We start from the raw sequence: 15,708 nt of genomic DNA, 5'->3' as shown, positions 1-15,708 counted from the left end.
ATAGTGATCAAGGTTGGCAATATCAACATATTACATATAGAGAAATTCTTAAAGCAAAAGGAATTAAACAATCAATGTCTAGAAAGGGAACATCGGCTGATAATGCATTTATGGAATCCTTCTTTGGAGTTTTAAAATCTGAGATGTATTACGGATTCGAAAATACTTTCAAGAATAAATATGAATTAAAAGAAGCTATTGTAGATTATATAAAATATTATAATGAGGAAAGAATAAAGTTGAACTTAGGTGGATTAAGTCCCGTAAACTATAGAAAAATTAATAGAAACAAATATAAATAAAAAGAGACTTTCATTCCCTTTTACAGTTTAGATTTCTCTCCTATTTAGTCAAGGACAAGGGCTACGCCTTTTAAAAATCCTTGACTAAATAGTTTGAAAAATCTAAAATAACTGTAAGGAATGAAAGTCACTAAAAGTAATAAAATTTACTGACTTTAAAGTTTAAAATACTAAACAAAAATAACTGAATATTTTGTCCAATTTTTTGGGTGCAGTACCAGTTTTAAAGATGGTTATTTTTTATTGTCTTTTTTTAATGCCATAATACATGCACTAACTATTGAAACAATTAAAAGGTTTATTCCAATAATTGTTTGTACAATTTCGTATGCCGACAACTTGCTACTCCCTTCTTCAAGTTTTCAGTGTATGTGAGCATAGCACCAACTCCTTTCGTAAAAAAGTAGCCACCATCTTTGTAGAAAGTATTATAATTTCCAACTTCTCTCTCCGATTTTGATTATATCAGATTAATTAGTGATTATCAATGATTTTAAGGAATTAATATTATTATTTTAATATTGTTAATAATAGTAAGAATTACACGAAAATGACAATTACGATAGAGATAATTATCGTATAGATAATCAATAAAATATAAATATTTAAAATTTAATTATATATTTAAAAAAAGTGTCTTTTTGGTGAACTAGAAGTAACATTCAAAAGATTCAAATTTTGAGTCTTTTCTTTTTTCTTTTTAGTGCATAAAAGGTTATAATTAGGTATAAAAAAATCTGTAAAAGAAGGAGATTATTTAATGAGTGAACTGAAAAGAACGATAGGCTTTATGCCGGCTTTTATGACTGTAATAGGCTCAGTAATAGGAGCAGGAGTGTTTTTTAAAGCGGCTGTTATTTATAAGACTACAGGGACGATGAGCTTAGGGTTACTTGCTTGGGTGCTTGCTGGTATTATTACTATTTGTGCAGGTCTTACCGTAGCAGAACTTGCGGCATCTATTCCTGAAGTTGGCGGTATGGTCGTTTGGATAGAAAGAACTTATGGGAAAACTGCAGCATTCTTATTAGGATGGGCTCAGTCGGTGATTTATTTCCCTGCGATGATAGCGGCTCTTGCGGTTATCTTCTCTACACAAGTTTTAAATTTATTAAATTTAGATAAAACGTGGCATCTTCCTATAGCCATTGCTGCTGCAACATCGTTAATGTTTTTAAACTTTTTAGGTGGGAAAATTGGAGGAATGATTCAGACGGTAGCTACTATTTGTAAATTAATCCCATTAATAGTAATTATTGCATTTGGATTATTCCAAAGTGATTCACAACCGTTGCAATTATTCCCTGTAGAAGCGGGGAAAGATATTTCATTCGCTAGTGGACTAGGTGGAGCTTTACTTGCTGCGATGTTTGCCTATGAAGGTTGGACGAATGTAGGAAGTATGGCGGGAGAGATGAAAAATCCTAAAAAAGACTTACCAAGAGCAATTTTCCTAGGACTTGCAGTTGTTATGGTTGTATATGTACTTATAAATGTTGCTTACCTTATGACTTTACCATTAGATCATGTTGCAGGTAATCAAACTGTAGCCAGTGATGTAGCTGCGAAGTTGTTCGGCGGTATTGGTGGTAAAATTATCACAATCGGTATACTGATTAGTGTATATGGAGCGATTAACGGATTCTCAATGGCTGGGATTCGAGTTCCTTATGCAATGGCAAAAAGTGAACAGATTCCATTTAAAAATGTATGGACGAAGTTAAATAAAGGTGCTGTACCGGTGAATGCGGGATTATTACTTCTAGTAATAGCATTCTTAATGATGTTAACTGGTAGTTTTGATATGTTAACAGACCTATTAGTATTCGTAATGTGGTTCTTCTACACAGCAACTTTCCTTGCGGTAATTATACTACGTAAAAAAGAACCAAAATTAGAAAGACCATATAGAGTTCCGTTATATCCGATTGTTCCTATAATAGCTATTCTTGGTGGAGTTTATACTTTAGTAAGTACTTTAATCTCACAAACATCATTAGCTATGGGAGGAATAGCCTTAACGTTAATAGGATTATTATTCTATACAGAATTACACAAAAAATTTAAAAAATAATAAAAAAACATCGCATATTAGAAAAGCTAGTATGTGATGTTTTGATGTTATTTATTGTGTTTCATATGTATTTATGTTAAAATAAAGTTATAAAAGAGAGAGCCGTTTTAAAGACGGTAGCTCGAATAAGATAGTTTTAATAACCATCTAACCGGCTAAAGTTAAAGATGGTTATTTTTTATTGTCATTTTTGAACGCTGTTAAGCACACTCCAACTATTGTTACAATCAATAGATTTATACCAATAATAGTTTGTACTATTTCGTAAGGTGACAATTTGCTACTCCTTTCTTCCAGATTCTGTTACTTATGAGCATAAGCACCATCTCCTTCCATAGAAAAGTAGCCACAGCAGTGGGAACTAGAAAAAGCAGATACTAATTTTTAGTACCTGCTTTTTAAGTTCCTGTTGCATACGCTATTCGTAATATTTTTCTTCAGTCTTTGACTTTGAAAAATAAACGACTACCGCAATCCTTATCAGAAGTTGTTACACTCCCTAACTTCTCTTTCCGACTTTGATTATATCAAATTAAATATAGATAATCAACTATTTACAAAGGTTGATATATCAGTGTCTTCAACTTGTTAATTATAGTAATTTTTACTCATAAATTTAATGTTATAAAGGTGTAATTTTTGAAAAAAACATCGCATACTAGAAAATCTAGTATGCGATGTTTTGTTGTTATTTATTTCTATTTTCTAAGTAGTCTGCAATTGCGGCTACGTCTTTGTCTCCACGTCCAGATACGTTAACGATAATTACTTTATCTTTATCCAGTTTTGGAGCGCGTTTGATTACTTCTGCAAGAGCGTGTGAACTTTCGATTGCTGGAATAATTCCTTCTGTTCTAGTTAATAGAAGTAAAGCATCGACAGCTTCATCGTCAGTTGCACTTACATATTCAGCGCGTTTTGCATCTTTTAGGAATGAGTGCTCAGGTCCGATACCTGGGTAGTCTAATCCTGGAGAGATTGAGTAAACAGGTTTTACTGAACCATCTTCGTTGAATAATGCGTAAGTTTTCATACCATCAACAACCCCTACAGTACCGAGTGTTAGTGTTGCTGCGTGACGATCTGTATCTAGACCACGACCAGCGGCTTCAACACCTAGTAATGCTACTTCTTCATGAGGGATGAACTCAGCAAAAGCACCGATTGCATTAGATCCTCCACCTACACAAGCTACTACTAAGTCAGGTAGACGACCTTCTTTTTCTAGGATTTGACGTTTTGCTTCTTGGCTGATAACTTTTTGGAAGTCTTTTACGATAGTAGGATATGGGTGAGGTCCTACTGCAGATCCTAGTACGTAGAAAGTATCGTCGATGTTTTCAATCCATGCTTTGAATGCAGCATCAACAGCTTCTTTAAGTGTTTTTTCTCCTTCTTGCGCTGCGTGAACTTTTGCTCCAAGCATTTCCATTCTAAATACATTTAATCTTTGTCTTTCTACATCAAGAGCTCCCATGTAGATTTCACATTCCATACCGAATTTTGCAGCGGCAGCAGCTGTAGCTACACCGTGTTGACCTGCTCCTGTTTCAGCGATAACTTTCTTTTTACCCATACGTTTTGCAAGTAAAATTTGCCCAATAACGTTGTTAAGTTTGTGCGCACCAAGGTGATTTAAATCTTCACGTTTAAGGTAGATTTTTGCTCCTCCAAGGTGGTTTGTTAAAGTTTCAGCGTAGTATAGTGGAGTTTCACGTCCTGAGTAATCTTTTAAGTAATGAGCGTATTCTGCTAAAAACTCTTCATCATCTTTGTATTTATCATAAGCTGCTTCTAGTTCATCAAGAGCCTTTTGAACTACTTCAGGTACGAAGCTTCCCCCAAATTCTCCAAAGTATCCTTTTAAGTTGTTTAAGTTATTTTCTAAGTTTGTCATAATTGTTTATTTCCTTTCGAATTGTCTATAAGATTATTTTAATTTTTGTATTTCACCCTAAAAAGAAAAGACCGTATAGAATTCTATACGGCCCTTTTGCGAAATTTAAAACGATTTTTCTACAGCCGACATAGACACTTTTTAGAGTACACTAAAGTTGCGTCTACGTCATAAAAACATACACACAACATTATCTACGCCAGTTTTGCCAAGAGTTTAAAGTTGTTGTTTGTTTCATTTGTAGTTCCTCCTTCTCGTTTTGTTGTTTTTATTATACACATTATTTTTTTAGAATGCAAGTCTTTTTTTGTAATTTTTTAAATTTTTCTGACAATTTACAAGAGTAGCCTATTGTAACAAGATTCTAAAGGAGTGTTTAATTATAAAAATATTAAGAGATGATTAGGAATGTTCAAGATTGTAGTTCTTTCTACCTAAAGCATTGTAAAAGTGGTATAATATAAAGGTGTAAAATTTAAGTATGGAGGTGCAATTTGAAATTATCGGTATTAGCCAGCAGTAGTAGTGGAAATAGTATCTATATAGAGCACAATAATTTTAGATGTTTAGTAGATGCTGGACTGACTGGGAAAAAAGTAGTAGAGAACTTAGCGCAAATAGAGCGTGATATTAAAGATATAAATGCAATCTTTGTAACGCATGAACACATAGATCATATTAAAGGAGTAGGGGTACTAGCGAGAAAGTACAATATTCCGGTATATGCTAACGCGCTTACTTGGCAGAATATGACAAAATGTGGTGAAATTAACTCAGATCTTAAATTTCATTTTGAAAAAGAAGAAAGTAAAGTTTTTGATGATGTAGTTGTTAACAGTTTTGGAGTTAGCCATGATGCGATTAATCCGCAATTTTATACTTTTGAGTGTGAAGGGAAAAGGGTAAGTATCCTTACAGATACGGGCTATGTATCTGATAAGATGATTGATTATGTGAAGGATTCTCATACGATTGTTTATGAAAGTAATCATGAGGAGAATGTTCTACTTAGTGGACCTTATCCATGGACTACTAAGCAACGTATACTATCAGATATGGGGCACTTGTCAAATACAGACTCTGCAAATTATTTGACGAAAATAGTAGGAGATAATACGAGAAATGTCTTTTTAGCCCACTTAAGTGAGCAAAACAATACGAAGGAACTAGCTCGTATGGCAGCGGACATGACTCTTAAACACAAGGATATAGATTGCATTCTAGAAGCTGATAAGACTATCGATTGCAATAATAAAATAGTTATAATGGATACTGATCCAGTAATTCCAACTAAGATAATAGAAATATAATAAGAAATAAGGTCAACTTATAAAAATAGTTTCTAAAGAATTAGTTTTAGAAGTTGATCTTATTTTTTCTACTATTATATAAAATGAATTATCATATTGAGTAATTTTCATATGAAAATGAGAACCTTTTCTGTAAATATTCAGAAAATTCTAGTTTTTTCGTGTTAAATTTTTATTTTTTTATTGCTTTTTTTCTAAAAATTTTATAATATAGTATTATGTAGTTTTTTAAAAAGTTATGATTTATGAAAAAAATTATTATTCAAAAAATAAGTTGTAATGTTTAATAAAACAAGATAAAATGAAAATAAATGAAATAAAGTTTAAAATTGTATTAATTTATTGAGTAATGTTATTGGAAGGAGATAGGCGAATGGAAAAACTATTAGAGATTAAAAATCTAGAAACAGCATTTAGAATTAAAGACGATTATTTTAATGCTGTTGATAAAGTTAGTTTAGACCTATATAGAAACGAAGTATTAGCTATCGTTGGAGAGAGTGGTTGTGGTAAGTCTACATTAGCGACAACAATAATGCGTCTTCATAATGAAAATCTAACAAAATCTACTGGAGAAATTATTTTTAACGGGAAAAATATTCTAGATTTAACAGAAGATGAAATGAATAAAATTAGAACAAAAGATATTGGGATGATCTTCCAAGATCCTCTTTCTTCATTAAACCCACTACACAGAATTGGGAAACAAATTGAAGAGGCTTTAATTTATCATACTGAATTAAGTGCAGAGGAAAGACAAAAACGTGTTATTGAGTTATTAACACAAGTTGGTATTCCAAATCCTGAGCGTTGTGCAAAACAATATCCACATGAATTATCTGGTGGTATGCGTCAACGTGTAATGATAGCTATGGCGATGAGTTGTAAACCAAGTGTTCTTATTGCGGATGAACCAACAACAGCTCTAGATGTTACAATCCAAGCGCAAATCTTAGACCTTATTAAAGGGCTTCAAGCAGAGATGCATGCTGGTATTATCTTAATTACGCACGACCTTGGGGTAGTTGCTGAAATGGCGGATAGAGTAGCCGTGTTATACGCTGGAGAAGTAGTAGAAATCGGAACAGCAGAGCAGATCTTTAAAAATCCACAGCACCCTTATACTCGTAGTTTATTACGTAGTATTCCTCAAATTGATGACGAGGAAGTTGGAGAAGAACTTTATGTTATTCAAGGGATGGTCCCATCTTTAAAAACTTTAGACAGACAAGGATGTCGTTTTGCAAACCGTATTCCTTGGCTTAAAGATGAACATCATGAACATAATCCGACTCTACACGAAGTAGAAGAAGGACACCATGTACGTTGTACATGTCACAGAAACTTTGAATTTGAAGGGGAGGAGAACAATGCTTAAAGTTGAAAATCTAAAAGTGCATTATCCTATTCGTGGTGGATTTTTTAATACAATTAAAGACCATGTTTACGCGGTAGATGGCGTTGATCTTGAAATCGAAGCTGGAAAAACTTATGGACTAATCGGAGAAAGTGGTAGTGGAAAAACTACTGTTGGTAAAGTAGTTCTAGGTTTAGAAAAAGCAACTGATGGACAAATTATCTACAAAGAAGAAGATGTTACTAAAAAAGCAGCTCGTAAAAAACTAAAATATAATCGCGATGTTCAAATGATTTTCCAAGATGCAATGTCTAGTTTAAATCCTAAGAAGCGTATTATAGATATTATCGCAGAGCCTATTAGTAACTTTGAAAACTTATCTGAAGAAGATACAAAAAAACGAGTTTTAGAACTTTTAAACATCGTTGGTATGGGTGAAGAAGCTATGTATAAATATCCATTTGAATTCTCAGGTGGACAACGTCAACGTATCGGAGTTGCGCGTGCGATTGCATGTAATCCTCGTTTAATCGTAGCTGATGAACCAGTATCGGCTCTTGACCTTTCAGTTCAAGCACAGGTTCTAAACTTCATGAAGAAAATTCAAAAAGACTTTAATATAAGTTATCTATTCATTTCTCATGACCTTGGGGTTGTTAAACATATGTGTGATTACATTTATATCATGTACCGTGGTCGTATCGTAGAGCGTGGAACACGTGAAGATATTTATAATAATCCACAACACATTTATACAAAACGTCTTATTGCAGCGATTCCAAGTACTAACTTAGATAAAGCTAAAGAAGTAAAAGAAATAAGACAAGCTGTAGAAGAAGAATATCAAAAACATTATAATGATTATTTTGATAAAGATGGAAGAGTATATCCACTTAAGAAATTAACAGAAACACACTATGTAGCAATGAAAGGAGGAGAAGTGTAATGTGGAAAGTAGTTTTAAAACGATTTTTAGTAATGATACCACAGTTATTCATCCTTAGTGTACTAGTGTTTGGTCTAGCTAAACTTATGCCTGGGGATCCATTCAGTGGTTTGGCAGAAAATCCAAAAATCTCTCAAGAGCAAATTGAAGCGATTCGTCAAGCGAGTGGATTCTATGAGCCTTGGTACCAACAATATCTAACTTGGCTGAAAAACTTTATGCATGGAGATTTCGGACTAAGTTATACTACTGGTAAGTCAGTAGGAACACTTCTTGGAGAAAGAATTTTCAATACATTCAACCTGTCATTATTTACAGCGGTAATTATGTATGCGATCGCTATTCCTATGGGGATGTATGCGGGACGTTATAACGGTTCTAAATTCGATAAATTCGTAAACTTTTATAACTTCTTCTTCCTAGCGATTCCATCATTCGTATTATACTTATTCATGATCGCATTATTCGGTTTTGGTTTAGGATGGTTCCCAACAAGTGGTTCTGTAGATGTTAACCTTGATCCAGGAACATTCACGTACTATATTAACAAACTACAACACTTAGTGTTACCTGGTATCTGTTTAGCGTTATTATCAACAGTATCGACTGTTCAATATTTACGTAATGAAGTTATCGATGCGAAACAAAGTGACTATGTAAAAACAGCTCGTTCTAAAGGTGTACCAGTTAAAAAAGTTTACTCAGGACACATCTTCAGAAACTCTATTTTACCAATCGCAGCATTCTTCGGATTCTCTATTACTGGATTATTCAGTGGTGGTATCTTCGTAGAAACAATCTTCGGTTACCCAGGAATGGGACAACTATTCTACCAAAGTATTCAAGATAGAGATTATAGTGTTGTTACAACATTAATGTTATTCTCTGGATTCTTAACACTACTTGGTAGTACATTAAGTGATATTATCATGGCGATTGTAGACCCACGTATTAAATTGGACTAGGAGGAAGTTGAACAATGACAAAAGCAAAAGAAGAAAAAGTTATAACTAAAACTCCTTCTGGATTTTCAGTTGTAGCTCGTGAGTTTAAAAAAGATAAAGGTGCATTTGCAGCTTTAATTACACTAAGTGCTATCTTAATTTTCGTAGTACTTTTCAATATTTACATTCGTGTAAGTGGTGTATACAGCACTTACTTTGATGTAGATTTATTAAATATTTTCTTAAAACCTGGTGAGGATGGATTCTTATTAGGTACAGACGTTGGTGGTCACTCAGTATTTGGATGGCTAATGATGGGGATGCTTAACTCTATTCTTATCGCAGTAGCAGTAACAGCGATTACTATTGGTTTTGGTACTGCAGTAGGATTAGTTATTGCTTACTACGGTGGACGTGTTGATAATATTGTGATGCGTTTTGTAGACTTTATGGTAATTATCCCAACACTGATGGTAATCATCGTATTCGTAAGTATCAAACGTGATTACGGTCTAGTACTGTTCATCTTGATATTATCAGCATTCGCATGGATGGGATCAACTCGTTTAGTACGTAGTAAAGCTTTATCAGAATCACGTCGTGATTATGTACTTGCTTCAAAAACTATGGGAACACCTGATTGGAAAATCATGTTACAAGGAATCTTACCTAACATTAGTTCTATCATTATCGTAGAAGCTACGTTATCATTAGCAGCTAATATGGGTATCGAGGTAGGTTTAACATACCTTGGATTCGGTCTTCCAGCAGGAACACCAAGTATCGGTACTATGTTATCTTATGCAAAAGATGCAGACGTACTTATTAACAAAATGTACATTTGGCTGCCAGCAGCCCTTGCGATCTTAATTATCGTACTATGTATCAACTCTATCGGTGGAGCATTAAGACGTAGTTTAGATGCTAGACAAAGATTATAATTTTAAAGGTCATGTAGAGATTCTCTACATGGCTTTTATTATTTATAAAATATTATTTACAAATAATATCCAATTCTACTGTTATAGAAGTATAATTTAAAAGATATTAAATAAATAAGTTTAAACAGAAAAATCTTAATTATTACAGTGAAATCAATAAAGGTTTTATGTTTTATTACAGAAATTTTAAGTGTTGGATTTAGATTTCCAATAAATATAAAATCCTATTTCAGTGAAAATTAAAAAAACAGTGTAAAATTTTCTGACAATTACTTGACTAGCATAAGATTTTTTGTTATAATTGCTAAAAATAAATATTTAAGGAAGGCTGTATACAATACAGCATGGAGGATAAGATAATGGAAAAGAAAAAAATGTTAAAGGTAGTTAGTTCAGCTATGGCTCTCACAATGTTACTTGCAGGATGTTCAAGCGCAAGTAACAATTCTAAGGGAACAAAGGCAGCTGTAGAGTTTAAGACAGCTGTAGACAATGGTGGAAATGCACTTAGTGGCCAACAACTTAAAATTGGTATTGCTTCTGCTGATCCACTAACAGGGATGTTTAACCCAGTATTTTATTTACAATCAACAGATTATGATGTAATGAAATATACAATGGCAGGAGCGTTCCCACTTGACGATGCAAACCGTCAAAAACAAGATGATAAAGAAGCACCGGTTATGTTCCACGTAGATCGTGATAAAAAAGAAGTTACATTAACTATTCATAAAGATCTTAAGTGGAGTAATGGAGAAGATGTTAAGGCAGATGATATCGTTGCGACTTATGAGCTTATGGGGAATCCTAAGTATACAGAAAACGTTCGTTACAGTGATGAGTACGAAGTAATCGAAGGTATGAAAGACTACCACGATGGAAAAGCTAAAAACATCTCTGGTGTAGTTAAAAAAGACGACAAGACTGTAGTACTTAAGTACAAAGAAATTAAGCCAGCATTATTATGGGGTAATGGATTCGTTGCAGAATTCTTAAATAAATCTCAAGTAGAAGCTGCATCAAAAGACTTCACTAAATTTGCTGAAGCAGAATTAAATAAAAAACCATTATCTTATGGACCATATTACTTAGATAAAGTAGTAAATGGGGAAAGTGTATTAGCGAAAGCGAACCCTTATTACTACAAAAAATCTGAAGTGAAAATTCCAGAAATCCAATTCAAAGTTGTATCACCAGCTCAAGCAAGTGCTGTTCTTAAAAATGGTGATGTAGACTTAATGGATAGTTTGACTACAGGTATCTGGGATGGTACTAAAGACGCTAAAAACGGAACAATCTTAGGAGAATCTGATTACTATGTATCATACGTAGGATTCAAACTAGGTAAGTTCAACAAAGAAAAAGGTGAAGTAGAAGTAGATCCAAACGCTAAAGCAGCTGACAAACGTGTACGTCAAGCATTCGGTTATGCGGTAGATTGGGATCAAATTAATGAAAAAATCTATAAAGGATTACGTTTCACACCAACTGGTTCTGGATTCTATCCACCAATCGTTAAAATGTTCTACAACAAAGATGGTGAGAAATATACTAAGGACGTAGAAAAAGCGAAAAAACTTCTTGATGAAGCAGGTCTTAAAGATACTGACGGAGACGGATTAAGAGAAGATAAAAACGGTAAAAAACTTACATTCAACTTCGCTATTCGTAACGTAGGTCAAGACTTCGACCAAACATTAGCTGATACATTCGTTAAATCTTGGAAAGAAGTAGGATTAGATGTTAAATTAGTAGACGGAAAACTTATGTCATCTAAAGACTGGTCTCAACGTGTGCAGGCAGATGATCCAGGAATCGATATCTTCCAAGGAGCTTGGGGATTAGGAAGTGATCCAAACGTTGCTTCATTAGTTGGAAAAACATCTCCACTTAACTTACAACGTTACACAACTGAAGAACTACAAAAATCATTAGATGCTATGGGTAGTAGCGACATGTTTGATGATGCTAAACTTAAAGAAGCATATCAAAAATTTGATAAACAATTCAGAGAAGAGGCTGCTTGGTTACCATTCAGCTGGCAACAATCAATGACATGGGTTAACAAACGTGTTAAAACATTTGATTTAGCGAAACTTAAAACTGGTGAACAAAGAATCTACAAATTAGAATTAACTGCAGATGCACCAGCAAAAAATTAATTTAGTTTAGGAATGAGATTTAACTAGGGGCACTTAGTTAAAACTCCCCCTAATAAACTTATATTTCATTTTATTTTCAATTAATTTTGAGAGGGATGGAAAATTAGAATTTTATAGAATATTTTGATTGAAGCCCTCTCAACTTTGAGAATATGAATATACAGTTTATATTATAGAAATATTAATTAGAAATAGATATAACTTAAAATGTATGGATTTAAAGGATATAAGTTCCTTAAGTCATATTAATTAAATATGTAGAGCTACAATTTTACATAGATTTAAGGCGAAGTATCGTGCTTTAATGTAGCAAGGATACTTCGTCTTAAATTTTGTTATTTTTAATTATCAACAAACTAGAGTTATATTGGAGGAAAAAATGAAGAAAAATAAATTTTTAAAAGTATTCAGTTCAGCAATGGCACTATCAATCGTTCTTGCAGGATGTTCAACATCATCAAAATCATCAAAAGATGGGAAACCCGCGGTAGAATTTAAAACATCTATTGATAACGGTGGAAGTGCAGTAAGTGATTCTGTGCTAAAAGTTGGTATCTTAAGTGCTGATCCATTAACAGGTATGTTTAACCCAGTATTTCACCTGCAAGCAACAGACAATGCAGTAATGGAAGATACTATGGCACACACATTCGCTTTTGATCATTCATATAAATTAAAAGAAGACGATGAAGACGCACCTGTTAAGTTCCATTTAGATAAAGATAAAAAACAGGTAACACTTACTATCCGTAAAGATTTAAAATGGAGTAATAATCAAGATGTAGTTGCGGACGATATTATCGCAACATACGAACTTATGGCTAATCCTAAGTATAAAGATAATATTCGTTATAAGAGCGAATTTGAAACAATAGAAGGATTAAAAGATTATCATGAAGGTAAAGCTGAAAAAATCTCAGGTATTACTAAAAAAGATGACAAAACAGTAGTTATTCAATATAAAGATGTAAAACCAGCTCTTCTTTGGGGAAGTGGATTCATAACAACATTCCTTAATAAAGATCAAGTAGCTGCAGCATCAAAAGATTTCAGCAAATTTGTAGAAGCGGAATTAAATACAAAACCATTATCTTACGGTCCATACTACTTGGATAAAGTAGTAAATGGAGAGAGTGTACTTGCTAAACAAAATCCATACTACTATAAAAAAGATGATGTAAAAGTAAAAGAAATCCAATTCAAAGTAGTTGCGCCAGCTCAGGCAAGCTCTGTAATTAAAAATGGTGAAATTGACTACATGTCACAAGTAACTCCGAATGTATGGAGTGCGGTAAAAGATTACTCAAATGGAACATTACTAGGACAACCAGATTTCTATATTTCATATGTAGGATTTAAGCTAGGGACATGGGATAAAGAGAAAAATGAAGTTAAAGTAAATCCGAACGCAAAAGCAGCGGATAAACGTGTGCGTCAAGCATTCGGTTATGCGATAGACTGGGATCAATTAAATGAAAAAATCTACAAAGGATTGCGTTTCACACCTACAAATTCAGGTATTTATCCAACACGTTCAGAAGATTATTACGATAAAGATGGATTCAAGTTCAAAAAAGATGTAGAAAAAGCGAAAAAACTTCTTGATGAAGCGGGGCTTAAAGACGTTGACGGAGATGGATTAAGAGAGGATAAAGATGGTAAAAAATTAACATTTAACTTCGCTATCCGTAATACAGGTCAAGACTACGATCAAACTCTTGCTGATGCATTCATTAAATCATGGAAAGAAGTTGGGCTAGATGTAAAACTAGCTGATGGAAAACTAATGTCATCAAAAGATTGGACACAACGTGTAACAAGTGATGATCCATCTATCGATTTATTCCAAGGGGCGTGGAGCTTAGGTACGAACCCTAACCCAGCACGTCTACTAAGTGATAAAGCTAAAGTTAACTATCAAAGATATATGAGTGATGTGCTTAAAAAAGACTTAGAAACAATCAACTCTAAAGAAATGTTAGATGATGCTAAGCGAAAAGAAGCATACAAGAAATTCGATAAAGACTTTGCAGAAGAGGCTGCTTGGTTACCATTTAGCTGGAGTACAGATATCACATGGGTAAATAAACGTATCAAAAACTTCGATGTTAAAAAATACGCTTATGGTGAACAAAAACTATATGCATTAGAGCTTACTAATAAGGATAGTGCTAAAGGATAATTTAAAAAGTTTATATTAAGTTTATAAGGATTACTCAAGAAACAACTTGAGTAGTCCTTTTTTATATAAGAAAATAAATGTGTCAATTTGACAAAGTTTTGAAAAGAATAATTAGTTTATGGATGCTGAATATCCTTGATATGTAAGTAAAGTAAAAGATATGTGCGTTTTATAAATAATAATTTACAAGATAGTTTATTGATATTAAATTTATATTTTTAAAGAAACGAACAGAAATTTCAAAAAAGAATTTTGTTATTTTTTTATTATTTTCTGAAAATTCACTTGACTTATTTTTAAAATAATGTTAAACTTATTTCATAAATAATTGAAAATAAGTTTTTATATATCATGGAGGAAATAAAATGAAAAAGAATAAGTTTCTAAAAGTATTTAGTTCAGCGATGGCTCTTTCAGTAATTTTAGCTGGATGTTCAACATCAAGTAATTCTGGAAGCAAAAACGCTCCTAAAGCAAAAGTAGAATTTAAAACAAGCTTTGATAACGGTGGATCAGCTGTAGATGGTGCTACATTAAAATATGGTATCTTATCAGCTCAGCCATTAACAGGTCTTTGGAACCCAGTATTCTCTGATAAAGCAGAAGACCAATACGTAAACCAAGCAGTTATGGGTGGAACATTCCCTTCTGATGAAGAAGGTCGTACTATTCAAGATAATGCTGATGCTCCAGTTAAATTCCACTTAGATCGTGAGAAAAAAGAAGTTACATTAACTATCCATGACGGTGTTAAATGGAATAATGGAGAAGCTTTAACTTCTAAAGATATCGTAGCTACATACGAACTTATGGGTAACCCTAAATTCACTACAAACACTCGTTACAATGAGTCATACGAATTTATCGAAGGTATGAAAGAATACCACGCTGGAAAAGCGAAAACTATCTCAGGTCTTCAAGTTAAAGATGATAAGACTGTAGTAATTAAATATACTCAACTTCGCCCATCATTACTATGGGGAGAAGGTTCTGTAGATAACTTCTTGAATGCAAAACAAGTAGAAGAAGCTTCTAAAGACTTCGCTAAATTTGCTGAAGCAGACTTAAACAAAAAACCATTATCATATGGTCCTTATTACATCACTAAAGTAGTAAACGGAGAAAGTGTTCTTGCTGAACAAAACCCTCACTACTACAATAAAGATAAGATGAAACTTAAAAAAATCGAGTTCAAAACAGTAGCTCCAGCTCAAGCTAGCCAAGTAATCAAAAATGGAGAAGTTGACGTAATCGATAGCGTTACTCCAAGTGTTTACGAAGGAGCAAAAGATATTAAGAACGGAACATTCTTAGGAGAAGCTTCTCGTTACATGTCATATGTTGGATTCAAATTAGGTAAATTTGATAAAGCTAAGGGAGAAAACGTAGTTGATCCTAAAGCTAAACTAGCTGACAAAAACTTACGTCAAGCATTCTTATATGCAGTTGACCGTGACCAAATCAATGAAAAAATCTTCAAAGGATTACGTTTCACTCCAACTGGATCTGGTATGTACCCAGCAGCTGTAGGTAAATTAGTAAACGAAAATGCAACTGCAGCTAAAAAAGATGTAGAAAAAGCTAAAAAATTAT

The 15,708-nt window shown here is 33.2% G+C and carries 12 protein-coding genes; 10 read left to right on the top strand and 2 right to left on the bottom strand.

What is annotated here, in order from left to right; genetic code table 11:
* Both HMPREF3186_RS07505 and HMPREF3186_RS07500 read left to right on the top strand, forming a co-directional pair.
* Positions 1-302: IS3 family transposase (locus HMPREF3186_RS07505; protein ID WP_156438996.1), on the top strand; the 302-nt coding region annotated here is incomplete at its 5' end.
* A gap of 760 nt (positions 303-1,062) precedes the next feature.
* Entirely contained in the window at positions 1,063-2,376 is a 1,314-nt protein-coding gene (locus tag HMPREF3186_RS07500) for an APC family permease (protein WP_060914628.1), read from the top strand.
* 171 nt (positions 2,377-2,547) lie between these two features.
* Here HMPREF3186_RS07500 and HMPREF3186_RS09565 read toward each other — a convergent pair whose 3' ends face one another.
* On the bottom strand, positions 2,548-2,652 hold the full coding sequence (locus HMPREF3186_RS09565) for a putative holin-like toxin (protein ID WP_331709136.1): 105 nt from the start codon (positions 2,650-2,652) through the stop codon (positions 2,548-2,550).
* A gap of 412 nt (positions 2,653-3,064) precedes the next feature.
* Positions 3,065-4,273, bottom strand: coding sequence for a tryptophan synthase subunit beta (trpB, locus tag HMPREF3186_RS07495; protein WP_003144340.1), 1,209 nt, complete (start codon positions 4,271-4,273; stop codon positions 3,065-3,067).
* A 494-nt stretch (positions 4,274-4,767) separates the two neighbouring features.
* On the opposite strand from trpB, the gene HMPREF3186_RS07490 reads away from it, so the two are divergent.
* From HMPREF3186_RS07490 to HMPREF3186_RS07455, 8 genes are all read left to right on the top strand, one after another.
* Complete coding sequence (locus tag HMPREF3186_RS07490; RefSeq protein WP_060914627.1) at positions 4,768-5,583, top strand: MBL fold metallo-hydrolase; 816 nt, start codon at positions 4,768-4,770, stop codon at positions 5,581-5,583.
* Positions 5,584-5,956: 373 nt separating this feature from the next.
* Positions 5,957-6,961, top strand: coding sequence for an ABC transporter ATP-binding protein (locus HMPREF3186_RS07485; protein ID WP_060914626.1), 1,005 nt, complete (start codon positions 5,957-5,959; stop codon positions 6,959-6,961).
* A complete protein-coding gene (locus HMPREF3186_RS07480) occupies positions 6,954-7,886 on the top strand; it encodes an ATP-binding cassette domain-containing protein (RefSeq protein WP_060914625.1) in 933 nt (310 codons plus the stop codon). Before HMPREF3186_RS07485 ends, HMPREF3186_RS07480 begins: the two co-directional genes overlap by 8 nt.
* Positions 7,886-8,851 (top strand): oligopeptide ABC transporter permease, encoded by a 966-nt coding sequence (gene opp4B, locus HMPREF3186_RS07475; protein WP_060914624.1) that lies wholly within the window; start codon positions 7,886-7,888, stop codon positions 8,849-8,851. Before HMPREF3186_RS07480 ends, opp4B begins: the two co-directional genes overlap by 1 nt.
* 14 nt (positions 8,852-8,865) lie before the next feature.
* A complete protein-coding gene (locus tag HMPREF3186_RS07470) occupies positions 8,866-9,771 on the top strand; it encodes an ABC transporter permease (protein WP_060914623.1) in 906 nt (301 codons plus the stop codon).
* A 359-nt stretch (positions 9,772-10,130) separates the two neighbouring features.
* Positions 10,131-11,933 (top strand): ABC transporter substrate-binding protein, encoded by a 1,803-nt coding sequence (locus tag HMPREF3186_RS07465; RefSeq protein ID WP_060914622.1) that lies wholly within the window; start codon positions 10,131-10,133, stop codon positions 11,931-11,933.
* Positions 11,934-12,312: 379 nt separating this feature from the next.
* Entirely contained in the window at positions 12,313-14,115 is a 1,803-nt protein-coding gene (locus HMPREF3186_RS07460; RefSeq protein WP_060914621.1) for an ABC transporter substrate-binding protein, read from the top strand.
* Positions 14,116-14,480: 365 nt separating this feature from the next.
* A partial coding sequence (locus tag HMPREF3186_RS07455) for an ABC transporter substrate-binding protein (RefSeq protein WP_060914620.1) occupies positions 14,481-15,708 on the top strand: 1,228 nt, incomplete at its 3' end.

The organism is Gemella haemolysans (assembly GCF_001553035.1).
Classification (GTDB): domain Bacteria; phylum Bacillota; class Bacilli; order Staphylococcales; family Gemellaceae; genus Gemella; species Gemella haemolysans_B.
Note: the sequence above shows the minus strand (reverse complement) of the source record. Positions and strands in the feature narration are given on the sequence as shown.